Origin of the sequence: Micromonospora deserti, from assembly GCF_003236335.1 — a bacterium.
Lineage (GTDB): Bacteria > Actinomycetota > Actinomycetes > Mycobacteriales > Micromonosporaceae > Micromonospora > Micromonospora deserti.
The window spans coordinates 1-17,587 of record NZ_POUB01000121.1; the positions used below are offsets into that span (position 1 = coordinate 1).

General features: G+C 74.8%; 15 protein-coding genes. 13 read left to right on the forward strand and 2 right to left on the reverse strand.

Translation table 11 applies throughout. The annotated features are described in order from the left end of the window. Nucleotides 1-1,245, reverse strand: a 1,245-nt coding sequence (locus C1I99_RS17765) for an MFS transporter (protein WP_111135353.1), incomplete at its 3' end; no start/stop codon positions are given. A gap of 74 nt (nucleotides 1,246-1,319) precedes the next feature. Here C1I99_RS17765 and C1I99_RS17770 point away from each other — a divergent pair. The 3 genes from C1I99_RS17770 (at nucleotide 1,320) to C1I99_RS17780 (ending at nucleotide 4,366) form a co-directional block, all read left to right on the forward strand. After that, nucleotides 1,320-2,303 (forward strand): ArsR/SmtB family transcription factor, encoded by a 984-nt coding sequence (locus C1I99_RS17770; RefSeq protein WP_111135341.1) that lies wholly within the window; start codon nucleotides 1,320-1,322, stop codon nucleotides 2,301-2,303. 111 nt (nucleotides 2,304-2,414) lie between these two features. Continuing rightward, on the forward strand, nucleotides 2,415-3,611 hold the full coding sequence (locus tag C1I99_RS35225) for a snapalysin family zinc-dependent metalloprotease (RefSeq protein ID WP_111135342.1): 1,197 nt from the start codon (nucleotides 2,415-2,417) through the stop codon (nucleotides 3,609-3,611). Between the two features lie 131 nt (nucleotides 3,612-3,742). Next, nucleotides 3,743-4,366 carry a hypothetical protein gene (locus tag C1I99_RS17780; RefSeq protein WP_111135343.1) on the forward strand — a complete coding sequence of 208 codons (624 nt, stop codon included), beginning with the start codon at nucleotides 3,743-3,745 and terminating at the stop codon, nucleotides 4,364-4,366. An 18-nt stretch (nucleotides 4,367-4,384) separates the two neighbouring features. Here the strand turns inward: C1I99_RS17780 and C1I99_RS17785 are convergent, their stop codons facing one another. Further along, complete coding sequence (locus C1I99_RS17785; protein ID WP_111135344.1) at nucleotides 4,385-4,936, reverse strand: GNAT family N-acetyltransferase; 552 nt, start codon at nucleotides 4,934-4,936, stop codon at nucleotides 4,385-4,387. A 186-nt stretch (nucleotides 4,937-5,122) separates the two neighbouring features. Here C1I99_RS17785 and C1I99_RS17790 point away from each other — a divergent pair, with 186 nt between their 5' ends. The 10 genes from C1I99_RS17790 to C1I99_RS17835 form a co-directional block, all read left to right on the forward strand. Then, nucleotides 5,123-6,202 carry a LacI family DNA-binding transcriptional regulator gene (locus C1I99_RS17790; protein ID WP_111135354.1) on the forward strand — a complete coding sequence of 360 codons (1,080 nt, stop codon included), beginning with the start codon at nucleotides 5,123-5,125 and terminating at the stop codon, nucleotides 6,200-6,202. Between the two features lie 39 nt (nucleotides 6,203-6,241). After that, nucleotides 6,242-7,177, forward strand: a complete 936-nt coding sequence (locus tag C1I99_RS17795) for a carbohydrate ABC transporter permease (protein WP_111135345.1) — start codon at nucleotides 6,242-6,244, stop codon at nucleotides 7,175-7,177. A 1-nt stretch (nucleotide 7,178) separates the two neighbouring features. Further along, nucleotides 7,179-8,018 (forward strand): carbohydrate ABC transporter permease, encoded by an 840-nt coding sequence (locus C1I99_RS17800; RefSeq protein WP_111135346.1) that lies wholly within the window; start codon nucleotides 7,179-7,181, stop codon nucleotides 8,016-8,018. A 32-nt stretch (nucleotides 8,019-8,050) separates the two neighbouring features. Further along, nucleotides 8,051-9,343 carry an ABC transporter substrate-binding protein gene (locus C1I99_RS17805; RefSeq protein ID WP_111135347.1) on the forward strand — a complete coding sequence of 431 codons (1,293 nt, stop codon included), beginning with the start codon at nucleotides 8,051-8,053 and terminating at the stop codon, nucleotides 9,341-9,343. Nucleotides 9,344-9,345: 2 nt separating this feature from the next. Beyond that, nucleotides 9,346-10,545, forward strand: a complete 1,200-nt coding sequence (locus tag C1I99_RS17810) for an ADP-ribosylglycohydrolase family protein (RefSeq protein WP_111135348.1) — start codon at nucleotides 9,346-9,348, stop codon at nucleotides 10,543-10,545. Next, nucleotides 10,542-11,957 carry an ADP-ribosylglycohydrolase family protein gene (locus tag C1I99_RS17815; protein ID WP_111135349.1) on the forward strand — a complete coding sequence of 472 codons (1,416 nt, stop codon included), beginning with the start codon at nucleotides 10,542-10,544 and terminating at the stop codon, nucleotides 11,955-11,957. Before C1I99_RS17810 ends, C1I99_RS17815 begins: the two co-directional genes overlap by 4 nt. 67 nt (nucleotides 11,958-12,024) lie before the next feature. Beyond that, the gene (locus tag C1I99_RS17820) at nucleotides 12,025-12,963 is read left to right on the forward strand and encodes a ribokinase (protein WP_111135350.1); all 939 of its coding nucleotides are present in this window, start codon (nucleotides 12,025-12,027) and stop codon (nucleotides 12,961-12,963) included. Then, nucleotides 12,960-14,909, forward strand: a complete 1,950-nt coding sequence (locus C1I99_RS34060; protein WP_111135351.1) for an SUMF1/EgtB/PvdO family nonheme iron enzyme — start codon at nucleotides 12,960-12,962, stop codon at nucleotides 14,907-14,909. The genes C1I99_RS17820 and C1I99_RS34060 overlap by 4 nt, the downstream gene beginning before the upstream one ends. 4 nt (nucleotides 14,910-14,913) lie before the next feature. Beyond that, nucleotides 14,914-17,082, forward strand: coding sequence for an alpha/beta hydrolase-fold protein (locus C1I99_RS17830; RefSeq protein WP_111135352.1), 2,169 nt, complete (start codon nucleotides 14,914-14,916; stop codon nucleotides 17,080-17,082). Continuing rightward, nucleotides 17,079-17,587: CaiB/BaiF CoA transferase family protein (locus C1I99_RS17835; RefSeq protein ID WP_199562205.1), on the forward strand; the 509-nt coding region annotated here is incomplete at its 3' end. The genes C1I99_RS17830 and C1I99_RS17835, both read left to right, overlap by 4 nt.

Below are 17,587 nucleotides of genomic sequence, written 5' to 3' on the forward strand. Positions count from 1 at the left end.
GGGCAGGGTGCGCAGGGGCGAGAGGTACACCGGCAGCCAGGTCAGCCCGTTGGCGATCGCGCCGACCAGCAGTGCGGTGCGCACGTCGGCGTACTGGGCGAGCAGGCCGGCGAGCACGGCGCCCACGGTGAGCGCCCCGGTGAGCAGGAACCGGAAGGTGGCGTTCATCCGCCCGAGCAGGGCGTCGGGGGTGACGCCCTGGCGCAGGCTCACCCCGATGACGTTGCCGATCCCGGTCCGCCAGGCCAGCGCGAGCCACCCGATCCCGGCCAGCCACAGCGCCGGCCCGGTGTCGACCAGCGCGACGAGGACGCCGAGCGGCGCGACGAGCAGGCCGGGCAGCCAGAGCGCGCGGCCGTGGCCGATCCGGCCGGCGATCGGCCGGGCGGTCACCGCCCCCAGCAGTGCGCCGATCCCGCCGAGGGCCAGGAAGAGGCCCAGGGCGGCCGGGCCGAGGCCCAGTTCGCGCAGGAAGACCACCGGCAGCATCGTGGTGGTCAGCTGCATGGTCAGGTTGATGCTGGCGGTGGAGGCGGCGAGCGGGCGCAGCAGGGGGTTGCCGAGCACGTGCCGGACGCCGGTGCCGAGCTGCCGACCGAATCCGCCCCGCCGCCCGGGCGGCACCGGGCGGGGCGCCGCCGCGTGGATCCGCGCGAGGACGGCGGCGGAGAGCGCGAAGCCGACCGTGTCCACCACGATCGCGACCGGCGCGGTGAGCGCCTGCACCACCAGGCCGCCGAGCCCGCGCCCGGCGATCTGCAGTGTCCCGCTCGTGCTCATCAGCAGCGAGTTCGCCGCCACCAGCCGGTCCCGGCCGACCAGCTCCGGTAGGACGCTCTGCGCGGCCACGTCGGCGAATACGGTGCCGACCCCGGTCAGCAGCACCACGAGGTAGAGCTGGTGGATGGTCAGCCACCCGGCCCACCAGGCCACCGGCACCGAGGCGACCAGCACCGCCCGCAGCAGGTCGGCGGTGACCAGCACGGTGCGGCGGGGCCAGCGGTCGACCCAGACCCCGGCGGGCAGGCCGATCAGCAGGAACGCGGCGGTGCTCAGCGCGCCGAGCAACCCCACCTGGCCGGGGGTGGCCGAGAGTAGGGACACGGCGAGCACCGGCACGGCCAGGTGGCCGACGTGAAAGCCGACGTCGTGGACGACGGTGGCGGCGTAGAGCAGCCGGAAGGGGCGCGGCCAGCGGCCGGCCCGGTGCTGGCCGGCGCCCGTCGCCGTGGGGGCGGTGGTCATGCCGATCACCGTGCCGGCTGCCCCGGCCGGCGGGCGATAGATTCGGCCCTCGTCAAATCCACGGGAGGGCGCCGATGATGCTGGTCGGGCTGGACGCGCGGGACCTGGCGACGACCCGGTTCGCGGTGTCGCCGCTGTGGGAGGCGGTCGGGAGCGTCCGGATCATCACGCGGCCACACTGGTTCCCGGAGCACCTGCCCTGGGTCGAGCGGGTCCGGCCGCGCCTGGCGGGGGTGGACTGGCGGCTCCTCGCCGACCTGGTCCCGGTGCCGAGCGGGGTGGTACCGAGCTTCGTCTGCCCGCCTCCGTCCACCTCGCAGCCGACGCTCGACCTGGAACTGGCCACCCTCGCCGCCACGCCGGCCGAGGTGGTCCGGGCCGACCTGGACACCCTGCCCGGGCCGCGGTCGCCGCGGCTGGCCGAGCTGTACGACGACCCGCCGGCGGGCCTGGCCCGGCTGGCCGAGGTCATCCGGGCGTACGCCGACACGGTGATCGGGCCGTACTGGCCGCGGATGCGCACGCTGCTGGAGCGAGAGGTGCTGCTGGGCGCCCGGCGGATGGCCACCGACGGGGTGCACGGCCTGCTCAACCACCTCGACCCGTACGTCCGGCTGGAGGGCGACACCCTGCACGTGGCGCATCTGGTGGTCTCCGGGGCGGTGCGGCTGGACGGGCGGGGCCTGCTGCTGGTCCCGTCGGTCTTCTGCGGCCCCCGCGTCTGGTCCAACTTCGGCTCGCCGGCGCAGCCGGTGTTGCGCTACCCGGCCCGCGCGGTGGCCACGCTCTGGGAGCGGGGCCCGCTGCCGCCGGGGCGGGGCCTGGCCCGGGTGCTGGGACGCACCCGGGCGGCGCTGCTGCACGAACTGGCGGTGCCCACCTCGACCACCGAGCTGGCCGACCGCTGCGGGTTGACCCCGGGTACGGTGTCGGCGCACCTGGGGGCGCTGCGAGACGCCGGACTGGTGGGTGCCCACCGGGCCGGGCGCTTCGTGCTGTACGCGCGGACGACCGCGGGGGAGGCGTTGATCTCCGCCGCTGACCCGGCCGCACGTTGACCCGGCGGTATGACGGATCCGTTATGCCAAAAATCGACGAGCGTCGATCTAGCATGCACGTACATCGATGACCGGCGGCACCTGCCGCCGGGCAACCGCAGGGAGTGCGTGATGTTCAGACGACAACTGCTGCGTACGGCGGGAGCCGTACTGGCGGCGGTGCTGGCGGCGGCCGGGGTGCAGGTCGCCACCGGCGCGACCGCCTCCGCAGCCGTCCGTACCGTCTACTACGACGCGAGCCGGGCCGGCGAGTTCCGTACCAACTTCGACCAGGCCGCGCAGATCTGGAACAGCCAGGTCAGCTCGATGCGGCTGGTGCCCGGCACGCCCGCCAGCGTGACGATCTACGTCGACAGCGGATGGCCGCGGGCGCAGGTCACCGGGCTCGGCTCCGGCCGGATCTGGATGGGCTGGACGGCAGTCAACCAGGGCTACGACCGTACCCGCATCGCCAGCCACGAGTTCGGTCACATCCTCGGCCTGCCCGACCGGCGCACCGGGCTCTGCTCCGACCTGATGTCCGGCAGCAGCGCCCCGGTCTCCTGTCGCAACGCGTACCCGAGTTCCGCCGAGGCGAGCCGGGTGAACCAGCTCTTCGGCGGCAGCCTGGCCGCGCCCGCCGCCCGCAGCTACACCTGGTCCGGCGGCGCGGACGCCGAGGGTGACGTGACGCCGTTCGTGGTGGGCGGCCGCCCGGCCACCGAGAACTACCCGTGGATGGTGTACGTCTCCGGCTGCACCGGCACCCTGATCAAGGCCAACTGGGCGGTCACCGCCCGGCACTGCCCGACGCCGTCCTCGGTGCGGGTGGGCAGCATCAACCGGACCAGCGGCGGCACCGTGGTCAGGGTGACCCGGGCGGTCAACCACCCGAGCATCGACGTGAAGCTGTTGCAGCTGGCCAGCTCGGTCAGCTACGCCCCGGCGCCGATCCCGACCACCTCGGGCGCGGTGGGCACCGCCACCCGGATCATCGGCTGGGGCCAGACCTGCCCGACCCGCGGCTGCGGCGGCGCGCCGACCGTGGCCCACGAGCTGGACACCTCGATCGTCTCCGACAGCCGGTGCATCGGCATCAACGGCCCGTACGAGATCTGCACCAACAACACCAACGGCAACTCCGGCGCCTGCTACGGCGACTCCGGGGGCCCGCAGGTGCGCCGGATCAACGGGGCGTGGTACCTGATCGGGGCGACCAGCCGGTCCGGCAACAACAACTCCACCTGCGCCACCGGCCCGTCCATCTACGGCGACCTGCCGTCCATCCGGTCCTGGATCAACACCCAGGTCGGCGGCCTGCCGTCCTGATTCGCGGTACCCGCCACGGGGACGCCGGTCGCCCGGCGTCCCCGTGTACCCGTCGGTAGGTGGGGCGTGACGCCACGGACACCTTGCGTGCGGTAGCGTGCTCGACACATCGATCCCTCCCGAGGTGATGCATGCCAGTCGCGGCCGCGCTCGCCCTGACCCTCGCGTTGACGCCCGCGCCGTCGCCGTCGGCCACCGGCGGTGGCCCGGTCGGCGAGCTGCTCGGCGGCGTCGGACGGGTCGTCGACGACCTGCTCGGCGGCGGCGGCGCGCCGCCGAGCGCGTCCCCGGCGCCGTCGGGCGCCGGCTCGCCCACGTCCGTCCCGACCGAACCGGCCGGGACGCCGTCCACCGCCACGGCCGGCGCGGCGCACTCCGGCGGGTCGCAGCCGGGCCGTACGGCCGAGGGGCCCGGCGGGCAGGAGGCGGCGGTGCCGGCGCCGAACGGCCGTAGCGGCGGCGCCGACGAGCCGTCGACGTTCACCGCGCCCGGGCCTCGCGAGACCGCCGGGGGATCTCCGTGGCTGGTCTACGCCCTGGCCGTGGTGGCCCTGGCGGTGCCGGTGCTGCTGCTCTCCCGCAGGCGACGACCGGCCGCCCCGGCCGCCCCGGCCGGGGCGGCCGGTCGGGCTCCCGAACCCGACCCGGAGCCGGTCGTCGAGAACGTGTCCCGGCTGCCGACGAACCTGAACGCCATCTACGAGCTGGGCCGACTCGACGAGCGGATGCGGCAGGAGCGCGAACGGCGCTCCTGAGGCCGACCGGACCGGCTGCTACGGGACCGTGGCCGCCGGGTCGCGTAGCCCGACGCAGTCGGCGTCCCAGAAGGTGGCCGAGTAGACCAGGGTTCCGGTCATCCAGGGCTCGTACGCCGACAGCGTGACGACCTGGAAGGCCGGGTCGGGGATGCGCAGCGACGGCTTGCGGAAGCCGTGCTCCCCGCCGGCGCGGAAGCCGAGGCGGGAGTAGTACGCCGGGTCGCCCTCCAGGAACACCAGTGGCACGCCCCGCCCGTCGAGCAGGTGCAGGCCGCGGCGGACCAACGCGCTGCCGATTCCCCGGTGTTGGTGTTCGGGGTGGACGGCGAGCGGGCTGAGCACCTGGACGGGGGCGAGCCGGCGCGGCGCGTCGAGCAGGCCGTGGGTGAACATGACGTGCCCGACGATCTCGCCCGCCTCCTCGGCGACGAGGGAGAGCGCGGCCGGATCGTCGCGGCGCAGGGCCGCCACCAGGCCGGCCACCACGTTGCCGTGCTCACCGAAGGCGCTTCGGTGGAGGCCGAGGACGCTGTCGTGGTCGTGGTCCTGTTCGGCGCGGAGATCCATGGGGCGACGGTAGTGACCGGCGCCGCGCGGCCCAACGGATATCCCGGGGCGCCGGCGTGGGTGCGGGCGCGACCGCCGGGGGCGTACCCCCGTTGGAAACGTTTTCGTAACGAGCTCTTGACCTCTCCGCCGTACGCGGCGCAGACTCCCGCAAACGTTTACAGCAATCAGGTGGAGGTGCGGGGCGTGGGTCGTAAACGTTTACAGGAGTCGACCGACGGTCGGCCCACCGTCCACACCGTCGCCGCCCGCGCCGGTGTCTCCATCGCCTCCGCCTCCCGGGTGCTCAACGGCGTCGGCGGCAGCGCGGAGACCGTCCGCAAGGTCCGCGCCGCGGCGGCCGAGGTCGGCTACGTGCCCAACGCCATCGCCCGCTCGCTACAGGCCCAGCGCACCGGCCTGGTCGCCCTCGCCGTCGAGGACATCGGCAACCCGGTGTACGTCGCGATGATGCGGGCCATCGAGGCGGTGGTCGCCGCCTCCGGCCGGCAACTGCTGGTGCACGCCACCGGCGGGCAGATCGCCAGCGAGACCAGCCTGCTGCGCCGGCTGGCCAACCGCTACGTCGACGGGATGATCCTGTCGCCGATCCGGGTCACCGACGACCACCTCGCCGCGCTCGTGCAGAGCCCGGTGCCGGTGGTGGTGGTCGGCCAGCTCGGCGCCGACGCGCCGGTGGACAACGTGCGTACCGACTCCCGGCACGGCGTCGCGCTGGCCGTGGACCACCTGGTCGGCGCTGGCCGGCGGCGCATCGGGTTCGTCAACGGCCCGCTCGACACCGTCCCCGGCGCCGCCCGCGACGCCGGCTTCCGCGCCGCCCTCGACCGGCACGGCATCGACCACGACGAGGCCCTGGTCGAGGTCGGCGACTTCCAGTACGCGGCCGGCCGGGCCGCCGCCGAGCGGCTGCTGGCCCGGGCCCGCCCGGACGCGCTGGTCTGCGCCAACGACCTGATCGCCGTCGGGGCGCTGCACGCGCTGCTCGCCGCCGGGCACCGGGTGCCCGAGGACGTGGCCGTGGTCGGCATGGACGACACCGAGCTGGCCCAGATGATGTTTCCGCAGCTGTCCAGCGTCTCCCTGGGCTCGGCCGAACGCGGTCGGCGCGCCGCCGAGCTGCTGCTGACCCGGATCGCCGACCCGAGCCTGCCGCCGCGCCGGGAGCAGGTGCCCCCCAGCCTCGCCGTACGCGCGTCCAGCCGGGCCGCCGTGCCGGCCCCCCGTCCGTCCACCGAAGAGGTGTCACGTGAGCGCGAGGAGTGAGCTTGCGAGCCCCGCAGTCGCGAACGAAGAGGTGATCCGATGACCGCCGTAACCGAGCGGCCGGACGTCGCGGGGGCCGGGCGGCCGCGCGGCTCGACCCGGTCCCGCTCCGACCGGACCGTCATCTACCTGCTGCTGCTCCCGTCGCTGCTGCCCATCCTGGTGTTGTCGGTCTTCCCGCTGCTGCGCGGCATGTACCTGGGCTTCACCGACGCCCGGGCCGGTCGCAACGTCGAGGTGAGCTTCACCGGCCTGGAGAACTACCGCGAGCTGCTCGGCGACGAGCTGTTCTGGAACTCGTTCAAGATCGGCCTGTTCTGGGCGTTCGGGGTGACCGTGCTGCAGTTCCTGCTCGCCCTGGGCCTGGCGCTGCTGCTCCACCAGCGGCTGCGGTTCCGCGGCGTGGCCCGGGTGCTCGCCGTGGTGCCGTGGGCGATGCCGCCGGTGGTGGTCGGCATCCTGTGGAAGCTGGTCTACCACCCCGACGCCGGACTGCTCAACGAGTTCTTCCACCGGCTCGGCGCCGACGGGTTGCGCACGAACTGGCTCGGCGACTTCAGCACCGCCCTGCCCGCCGTGATCATCGTCGGGGTCTGGGCGGGCATGCCGCAGACCACCGTCGTCCTCCTGGCCGGGCTACAGGGCGTGGCGCGGGAGCTGCACGAGGCGGCCGCGGTGGACGGCGCGACCGCCTGGCACCGGTTCCGGCACGTCACGCTGCCCGCGCTCAGCCCGGTGATCGTGGCGATCACGTCGCTGGACTTCATCTGGAACTTCAACTCGTTCGGGCTGGTCTACGTGCTGACCGCCGGCGGTCCGGGCGGCAAGACCATGCTGCCGATGCTCTTCGCGTACGAGGAGGCGTTCCGCTACGGCAACTACGGCTACGCCGCCGCGCTCGGCAACGTGATGGTCGTGATCATCGTCGCGCTGCTCGCCGTCTATCTCCGCCGCCGGATGAGGGAGGCGAACTGACATGTTCGGAAAGTCGAGCCGTACCGGGCGGGCGTTGCAGTACCTCGCGCTCACCGGCTACCTGATCTTCCTCGGGTTTCCGCTGGTCTGGCTGGTCTCCACGGCGTTCAAACCGCCACGGGAGCTGGTCCAGCTACACCCGACACTGGTCCCGGCCAACCCGACGGCGCAGAACTTCGTGCAGGCGTTCACCGAGCAGGAGCTCGGCCGAGCCGCGCTGAACAGCCTCCAGGTCTCGCTCGCCTCGGCGGTGCTCACCGTGCTGGTGGCGCTGCCCGCGTCGTACGCCCTGGCCCGGTTCCGCAGCAAGCTCGGCACCGCCGCGCTGGGCTGGGTGCTGCTGTCCCAGCTCTTCCCGTTCGTGCTGTTGATCATCCCGATCTTCCTGGTGCTGCGGCAGGTCGGGCTGGCCAACACCCACGCCGGGCTGGTGCTGATCTATGTGGTCTGGGCACTGCCGTTCGCGCTGTGGATGCTGCAGGGCTTCGTCCGCAACATCCCCCGCGAGCTGGAAGAGGCCGCCTCCGTCGACGGCGCCACCCGGGTGCAGGTGCTGCGCCGGGTGGTCTTCCCGCTGCTCGCGCCCGGCGTGGTGGCCACCGCGCTGTTCTCGTTCATCTCCGCCTGGAACGAGTTCTTCTTCGCCCTGGTGCTGATCAAGACGCCCGAGCTGGCGACCCTGCCGGTCGCGCTGGCCCGGTTCGTCGGCATCGAGGGCACCGCCCGTCTGGGCCCCCTCGCGGCCGGCTCGTTGCTGGCCACCCTGCCCAGCCTGATCTTCTTCGCGTTCATGCAACGCCGGCTCTCGTCCGGGTCGCTCGCCGGCGCGGTCAAGGGCTGATCCCCACACCCACCACCGAGGAGGTAACCCCCATGTTCCGCAGCAGATTCCGTCGACTCGCCGCGGCCGCCGCGGTCGCGGTCGTCGGCCTCGGCGCGCTCACCGCGTGCGGTGACGGCGGCGACGACGGGGCCGCGTCCGGCCCGGTCAAGCTGCGCTTCCTCAGCCTCGCCTGGCAGAAGGAGTCGTTGCAGGCCAACAAGGACCTGGTCGCCAAATGGAACGCCGAGCACCCCGACATCCAGGTCGAGTACGTCCAGGGCGACTGGAACTCCGTCCACGACCAGCTGCTCACCTCGTTCGAGGGCGGCGACGCCCCCGACATCGTGCACTACGAGGCGTCCGCGATCGGTGAGTTCAGCAAGCAGGGCTACCTGGCTGACCTGGCCGACCTGATCTCGGGTGACCTGAAGGGCCAGATCGACCAGGGCATCTGGGACACCGTCACGTACGACGGCAAGGTCACCGGGGTGCCGTTCCTGCTGGAGTCGCAGGTCGTCATCGCCAACAAGAAGCTGCTCGACGCCGCCGGCATCGCGGTGCCGCCGGCCGACGGCGGCTGGACCTGGGACGAGTTCCAGGCCAACGCCCAGAAGCTCACCAAGCCCGGCCAGTACGGCGTGGCGTGGGCGCTGAAGTCGCCGACCAACCGGGTGCTGAACCTGGCGCTCAACTACGACGGGAAGTTCTTCTACACCGACGGCGGGCGCACCGAGGTGCGCATCGGCGACGCGGAGAAGGAGGTCCCGAAGCGCATCCACGACATGATCTACACGACGAAGTCGGCCTCGCCGGAGGCGCTCGGGATGAGCGGTGCGGACAGCCTGCCCGGCTTCTTCGGCGGCAAGTACGCGATGCTGCCCGGCTCGGTGTCGCTGCGCCAGCAGATGGTCGAGCAGGCGCCGGCCGGTTTCGAGTGGGTGACCCTGCCGCCGCTGAAGGGGCTGTCCGCCACCCACGCGGCGAACCCGCAGACGCTGTCCATCAGCGAGGACTCCGCGCACAAGAAGCAGGCCGCGCAGTTCCTGGAGTTCTTCCTCAACCCGACCAACATGGCCACCCTGGCCAAGGGGGACTGGCTGATCCCGACCGGCAAGCGGGCCAACGAGGAGCTGGTCACGCTCACCGGCGGCAAGCAGGGCTGGGACGTGGCCGCGGACAGCGCCGCCGACCTGACCGTGGCGCCGTTCCAGATGGCCGACGGGTACCCGGAGTGGAAGACCAAGTACGCCACCCCGGCCCTCCAGCAGTACTTCGCCAACAAGATCACCCTGGACCAGCTCGGTACGCAGCTGGTCGACGGTGGCAAGCAGGTTCTGAGGTAACGATGTCTCTCCTTCTCGACAAGTCCGTCGGATGCCTGGTCGGTGCCGCCGTGGGTGACGCCCTCGGCGGGGCCACCGAAACGGCACTTCCGGAGCAGATCCGGGCCCGCTTCGGCGGCTGGGTGGAGGGCCTCGTCCCCCCGTACCACGCCGACTGGGCCACCGCGCGGCCACTCGCGCCGTATCACAAGGGCGACGGGCACATCACCGACGACACGTTGATGACCCACGCGCTGGTGCGGGCGTACGCGGCCAAGCGGGATCACCTCGACGCGTTCGACGTGGTGGACCTGCTCGTCCCCGACCTGATCGAGCGGGTGGTGTACATCCCGGACCTGGAGCGGGAGGGGGTGACCTTCCACCGGCTCGCCGCCGCCGAGCGGTGGCTGGTCACCCGCCTGCACCACGCACACGTCGACCCCCGGGAAGCCGGCGTGGGCAACATCGTCAACTGTGGTGCGGCCATGTACATGGCCCCGGTCGGCATCGTCAACGCCGGCGACCCGGCCGGCGCGTACGCCGAGGCGGTGGAGATCACCGGGGCGCACCAGCACAGCTACGGGCGGGAGGCCGCGGCGGTGTTCGCCGCCGCGGTCGCCGCCGCCGCGACCCCCGCAGCCGGCGTCGAGGACGTCGTCACCGCCGCGCTCGACCTGGCCCGCGATGGCACCCGCGCCGCCATCGACGCGGTGGTCAAGGAGGCCCGGGGGTACGACGACTGGCGGGCCGCCATCGCGCCGCTGCGCGCCGCGGTGGCCCCCTACGACACGGTGGGGGAGGAGTACCGCAGCCCGGGGCTGGGCGCCCGGCGACCCAGCCGGCTGCACGCCATCGAGGAGTTGCCGGTGGCGATCGGCATGCTGGTGGTGGCCCGCGGCGATTACCGCCGGGCGGTGCTCGGCGCGGTCAACTACGGCCGGGACGCCGACTCCACCGCCACCATGGCCGGGGCGATCGCCGGGGCGCTGGGCGGCGCGGCGGCCGTGCCCGCCGGGTGGTCCGAGGCGGTCGCCGCCGCTTCCCGCACCGACCTGGTCGAGCCGGCCCGTACCCTCGCCGCGGTGGCCACCGAGGTCTTCGACCGGGACCGGGCCCGGTTCGCCCGCCGCGCCGAGCGCTTCGCCCGGCTGGCCGGCGGCGCGGCGCTTTCCGCGGTGCCGGCGCAGCCGGCGGGCGGTGCGGCGCCCGAGGCGGTCCGGTGAGGATCACCTGGGTGCAGCCGGAGGACCTGCTGCCGCACGAGATCGCGGCCAGCCGGGACGAGGGCCGCGAGGTGGCGGCGATCGCGCGGCGCTGGGCCGCCGCCGGCGGCGAGCTGACCCCGCCGGTCAGCGGGGCCTCGGCCAGCCCGGCCCCGGCGCGGCTGCGGGCGCTCGCCACCGAGTTGCTCGACGCCGCCGACGCGCTGCCGGCCACCGGGTCCGCCGACGAGCCGGAGGACCTCGCCGCCGTCCGGGCCAGTTGGCCGGCGACCTGGTCGCTGCCGGCCGGCCCGGCGGCGTACGACCGGCTGCACGGCGCCTGGCTCGGCCGGGCGGTCGGCTGCCTGCTCGGCAAGCCGGTGGAGAAGATCCCCCGCCACGGGATCCGGGAGATCCTCGTGGCCACCGGACGCTGGCCGCTGCGGGACTGGTTCACCGCGCGGGGGCTGCCCGCCGAGGTGGCGGCCCGCTGGCCGTGGAACCGGCGCAGCGCGCCGACCAGCCTGGCCGAGAACATCGACGGCATGCCCGAGGACGACGACCTGAACTTCGCGCTGCTGGCGCTGCGCGTTCTCGAGACGTACGGGCGGGACTTCACCAGCGCCGACGTGGCCCAGGCATGGCTGGACTGGCTGCCCGGCGGGCGGGTCTTCACCGCCGAGCGGGTGGCCTACCGCAACCTGCTGCTCGGGCTGGCCCCGCCGGCCACCGCACGGCGGCACAACCCGTTCCGGGAGTGGATCGGCGCGCAGATCCGCACCGACGTCTACGGCTGGGTCAACGCCGGCCGCCCGGACCGGGCTGCCGAACTGGCCTGGCGCGACGCCACCGTCAGCCACGTCCGCGCCGGCGTGTACGGGGCGATCTGGGTGGCGGCCATGGCGGCCGCCGCCGCCGTCGCCGCCGCCGTCGACGAGGTGCTCGACGCCGGGGAGGCGGTGCTGCCGCCGGGCAGCCGGTTCGCCGCCACCGTCCGGGAGGCGCGGGCGCTGGGTGCCGGCACCGACGACTGGGAGGCCGTCGTCGACGAGCTGTACGCCCGGCACGGCCACCTGCACTGGGTGCACGTGCGCAACAACGCCGCCCTGGTCGCCGCCGCGCTCGCGTACGGGCGGGGCGAGCTGGAACGGTCGATCTGCGCGGTGGTCAGCGGCGGCTGGGACACCGACTCCACCGGCGCCACCGTCGGGGCGGTCACCGGGGCGCTGACCGGCGCGTCCGGGCTGCCCGACCGCTGGGTCGCCCCGCTGCGCGGCCGGCTGGCCAGCAGCATCGCCGGGTTCGACGGCATCGGGTTCGACGAGCTGGCCGCCCGTACCGCCGCCCTCGCCGACGCCGGCACGCGGGCCGCGCCGCCGGCGGGCCCGACCACGACGGCGGCCGGACCGGCCACCCCGGGAGATGCCCGATGAGTGGGCGGGTAATCGGGCTCGGCGCGGTGGTGCCGCCTGGCGGCCCGGAGCGAAGCGGAGTGCCGGCATGAGCGCGCGGGTGATCGTGGTGGGTAGCGCCAACCTGGACCTGGTGGTCAGCACGCCGCAGCTGCCCCGGCCCGGTGAGACGGTACTCGGCGGGGACTTCCGCACGGTGCCCGGCGGCAAGGGCGCCAACCAGGCCGTCGCCGCCGCCCGGGCCGGCGCCACCTGTGAGTTCGTCGGCGCGGTCGGCAGCGACGAGTTCGGCCGGCAGCTGCGCGACAGCCTCGCCGGTGCCGGGGTGGACGTGCGGGGCCTGCGCAGCGTGCCCGGCCCGTCCGGGGTCGCGCTGATCGCCGTCGACCAGGCCGCGGAGAACTTCATCGTCGTCGCCCCCGGCGCCAACGCCGCGCTGACCGACCTCGACGCCGCCGACCGGGCGGCGGTCGGCGCGGCCGACGTGCTGCTGCTCCAGTTGGAGGTGCCGCTGCCCACCGTGGTCCGGGCCGCCGACCTCGCCCGGGCCGGGGGCACCACCGTGGTGCTCAACGCCGCCCCGGCCGCCCCGCTGCCGGCGGAGCTGCTCGACATGGTCGACGTGCTGGTCGTCAACGAGCACGAGGCGGCCGTCGTCGCCGGGGTGTTCTCCGACGACCCGGCGGTCCTGCTGGACGCGCTGCTGGCGCTGGTGCCCCGGGTGGTGCTCACCCTCGGCGCGCGGGGCGCCGCGTACGCCGACCGCCGAGGCGTGCGGCGCAGCGTGCCGGCCCCGGTGGTCGACGCGGTGGACACCACCGCCGCCGGTGACGCGTTCACCGGCGCGCTCGCAGTCGGCTGGGCCGAGCGCGGCGGCGCGGTGGACGCCGACGCCGTCACCGACGCCCTGCGCTGGGCGTGTGCCGCCGGTGCCGCCTGCGCACAGCGCCCCGGCGCGTCGACCGCGCTGCCCGAGCGGGCCGCCATCGACGCCCTGTACGCCGCGACCTACCGAGGTACCGAGTGAGCTTCAACCCGTACGTGCCGCGCCCGATCGACCGGCCCACCGAGGTGCCCCTCGGCGCGCACGCCGACCTGACCACGCTGGACGAGGCGAAGGTCTTCGCCGCACCGGCCGATCCCGCACGGTGGCCGGCCTGGCGCGCGCAGCTCACCCGTTGGCGGGCCGAGGCCCGGGAGCGGGTCGGCTACACCGGCGCGCACTACGACGAGATCCCCGGCGACTGCTTCACCGTCTGCCTGGCCTGGTTGTGGGACGAGACCCTGTACGACCACGAGCGGGGCGTCTTCACCGTCGAGGAATTCCTCGACGCCGCCGAGCGGGACTTCGGCGGCTTCGACGGGGTGGTGCTCTGGCACGCGTACCCGGTGATCGGACTGGACGAGCGCAACCAGTTCGACTTCTACCGCGACGTGCCGGAGCTGCCCGAGGTGGTGCGCGCCTTCCAGCGGCGCGGGGTGCGGGTGTTCGTCGACTACAACCCGTGGGACACCGGCACCCGGCGGGCGGCCGGCACCGACGCCGAGGAGGTCGCCGCGCTGACCGGCAGGCTCGGCGTGGACGGCGTCTTCCTGGACACCCTCAAGGAGGGCGCCGGGGAGCTGCGCCGCGAGCTGGACGCGGTGCGCCCCGGCCTGGTGCTGGAGGGGGAGAGCCGGGTGCCGCTGGCCCGCATCGGCGATCACGCGATGTCCTGGGCGCAGTGGTTCGCCGACTCCGAGGTGCCCGGCGTGCTGCGGGCCAAGTGGTTCGAGCGCCGGCACGTGCTGCACCACACCCGCCGCTGGCACCGCAGCCACCTTGACGAGCTGCACTCCGCCTGGCTCAACGGGGTCGGGGTGCTGGTCTGGGAGAGCGTCTTCGGCGTCTGGGTCGGCTGGAACGAGCGGGACCGGGCGGTGCTGCGGGCCATGCGCCGGGTGCAGGCCAGCCACGCCGCGTGGTTGCGCGCCGAGGACTGGGTTCCGCTCGCCGACCACCCCGGCACCGGCCAGGTGTACGCGTCCCGCTGGACGCACGACGGCGAGCCGCTGTGGACGGTGGTGAACCGCGGCACCGACCACGACGGGGCGTGGCTGGTCACCGACCCGCGCCCCGGCCGGCGCTTCGTCGACCTGGTCACCGGCGCCAAGCTGGCCGCCTCCCCGACCGCCGACGGCCGGGTCGCGGTCGGCGGGCCGCTGCCCGCCGGGGCGGTCGCCGCGGTGGTCGTCACCGCCGAGGCGGCCGTGCCGGCGCACCCCGCCCCGGTCGGTGACCCGTCGTTCCCGGCCCGCGCCGCCGTGCGGGTACGGACGCCGTGGGCGCCCCGCACCGACGTGCCCGAGGGCATGGTCGCCGTCGCGGCCGGCCGCCGCGAGCTGGTGGTGCGCCACCGGGTGCGGGAGACCGGGCTGTACGGCGAGGCCCCGTACGTCGACGAGTGGAAGCCGCTGCCGCCCCGGCTGCACCACACCGGCACGCTGCGCCGCAGCGTCTCCCTCGGCCGGTTCGCCATCGCCACCCACGAGGTCATCCACGGCCAGTACGCCGAGTTCCTGCGCGCCACCGGCTACCGCCCGGCCCGTCCGGAGCGGTTCACCGCGGGGCAGGGGCCGGCCGACGCCCCGGTCACCGGCGTGGAACTCGCCGACGCGCGCGCGTACGCGGCCTGGGCCGGGCTGCGGCTGCCCACCGAGGACGAGTGGCAGGTGGCCGCCGAGGCTGGGCTGCTGGCCCGCCGGGAGCCGCTGGTGTGGAACCTCACCGAGAGCGAGCACTCCGACGGCCGGACCCGGTTCGCCGTCGTCAAGGGCGGTGCCGCGTACCGGGCCGAGGGCTCCGACTGGTACCTCGACGGCGGCCCGCAGCCGCCGGACGTGTCGGTGAAGCTGCTGCTTCTCGGCGCCGGACTGACCCGCTCCGATCAGGTCGGCTTCCGCTGTGCCGCCGACCTTCCCCCCGAGGAGTGACCTGATGAGAAGACGTTGGCGTATCAGTGGCGGCCTGACCGCCGTGCTCCTCGCGTTCGGCCTGGCCGGCGCGGTGCCCGGCGCGGCCGGCGCGGAGCGGGTCCGCGCGGGCACACTGGCCGCCGCCTCGGCGCCGTCCCCGGCGCTCGGCGGCCCGATCGACTACACGGTGTACCTCCCGCACGGGTACGCCGAGGCGATGGCCACCCACTACCCGGTGCTGTACCTGCTGCACGGTCGGGGTGACACCATGCAGGCGTGGACCCGGGTCAAGGCCGACCTGGACCGGCTGATCGCCGACGGCGAGGTGCCGCCGGTGATCGCGGTGCTGCCCGACGCGCCGTGGAGCAGTCGCGGCAGCTGGTACGTCGACTCGGCGTACACCGGCGCGGACGACCCGGGCCGGTCGGTGGAGACCGCGCTCACCCGGGACCTGGTGGCACATGTCGACGCCACGTACCGCACCGCGGCCCACCGGGGCGCCCGCCTGATCGGCGGCTACTCGATGGGCGGTGCCGGCGCGCTGCGCTACGCCCTCGCCCACCAGGATCTCTTCGCCCACGCGCTGGTGCTCAGCCCGGCGGTCTACCGGCCGCTGCCGCCGGCCGACTCCTCGGCGCGGGAGTTCGGCGGCTTCGGCTCCGGCGAGCAACGCTTCTCCGCCGAGGTCTACCGGCGGTTGAACTATCCGGCCCTGCTGCCCGGCCTGGACGCGGAGTCCCCGGTGCGGATGTACCTCGCGGTCGGCGACGACGAGTGGACCAACCCGGACCCGGCCGACGCCGCCCACGACCTGGACTACGAGGCCGCCACGCTCTACAACACGGTGCGCCGCGCCGACGCGGTGGCCGCCGAGTTCCGGGTGCTCGACGGCGGGCACGACTGGGACGTGTGGCGGCCGGCCTTCGTCGACGGGCTGAGGCACCTCGCGGCCACGCTGCGCGTCACCCCGCCGGCCGGGCTGCCCGGGCCGCTGCACGGCACCGCGGGCACCGACTGGGCGGGCGGCGTCGCCGCCCACCCGGGCGGCGGCAGCACTCTCGGGTACGCGGCCTCCGGGCCGGTCGCCGGCCAGCCGTACGCCGGCGGGCTGGACGCGGTGGTGAGCCGGCTCGCCGCGGACGGGACCGGCGCGGCCTGGACGACCCAGTTCGGCACGGCCGCCAACGACCGCCTCTACGGGCTGGCGCCGCTCGCCGACGGTGCGGTGATCGCCGCCGGCTACACCCGCGGCGACCTCGACGGGGCGCACCCGGGCAGCCCCGCCGACGACGGCTTCGTGACCAGGCTGACCGGCACCGGGCAGCGGGCCTGGCTCACCCAGGCCGGTGACCCGGCCAGGGCGGACCGGTTCTACGCCGTCGCGCCGGCCCCGGACGGTGGCGCCTACGTCGCCGGCTACACCAGCGGCTCGTTCGCCGGTGAGCCCGGCGCCGGGGACAAGGACGCCGTGCTGGCCCGGATCACCCCGGACGGACGGATCGCCTGGAGCCGGCAGTTCGGCGGCTCCGGCGAGGACAAGGCGTACGCGGTGGCGGCCGACGCCGAGGGCGTCGCCGTGGCCGGCAGCACCTCGGCCGGCCTGCCCGGCACCACGCCGCTCGGTGGCACCGACGGGTGGCTCGCCCGTTTCGACCCCGACGGCACCCGCAGCTGGGTGACCTCGGTCGGCGGGCCCGGCGACGACCTGCTCGGCGGTGTGGCGATCAGCGCCGACGGCACGGTGGTGGCCACCGGTTCCACCGGCGGCGAGGCCACCGCCGGGGGCAGCGACGTGCTGACCGTCGGGTACACCGGGGCCGGCCGGCAGCGCTGGCGGACGGTGACCGGCGGGCGGGGTGCCGACGCCGGCGCGGACGTGGTGGCGCTGCCCGGCGGCGGCGTCGTCGTGGTCGGCTTCACCGGCAGCACGCTCGGCGTGCCGGCCGGCGGTGCGGACGTGCTGACCCTGCGGCTCGAAGCCCGGGGCCGCCAGGTCGGCCTCGCCCAGTACGGTACCGCCCGCGACGACGCCGCCGACGCCTTCGGTGAGGAGAACGTCTACGCGACGCTCGGCGCCGACGGGCGGCTGCTGGTCAGCGGGCTCACCGCCGGCACGCCGGTGGGCGGCGCGGCGCTGGGTGGCGGTGACGTCTTCCTCGCCGTCGTCGATCCGCGAGAGGGAACGCCGTGACCAGCCCGTCGCGATCCGGCGCCGACCGGCCGAGCCCGCTCGCCGGGGTGGCGGTGGTCGACCTGGCCACCCTCTTCGCCGGGCCGCTCGCCGCGGCGTTCCTCGGCGACTTCGGCGCCGACGTGATCAAGGTGGAGCATCCGGCCAAGCCGGACCCGTCACGCGGGCACGGCCCGGCGAGGGACGGCGTCGGCCTGTGGTGGAAGGTGCTCGGGCGCAACAAGCGCGCGGTCACCTGCAACCTGTCCGACCCGGCCGGCGCGGAGCTGCTGCGCCGGCTGCTCGCCGACGCCGACGTGCTGGTGGAGAACTTCCGCCCCGGCACGCTGGAACGGTGGGGGCTCGGCCCGGCCGAGCTGCACGCGGTCAACCCCCGCCTGGTCGTCGCCCGGATCAGCGGCTTCGGCCAGGTCGGCCCGTACGCCCGGCGGCCCGGGTTCGGCACCCTCGCCGAGGCGATGAGCGGATTCGCCGCCGCCACCGGGGAACCCGACGGCCCGCCCAC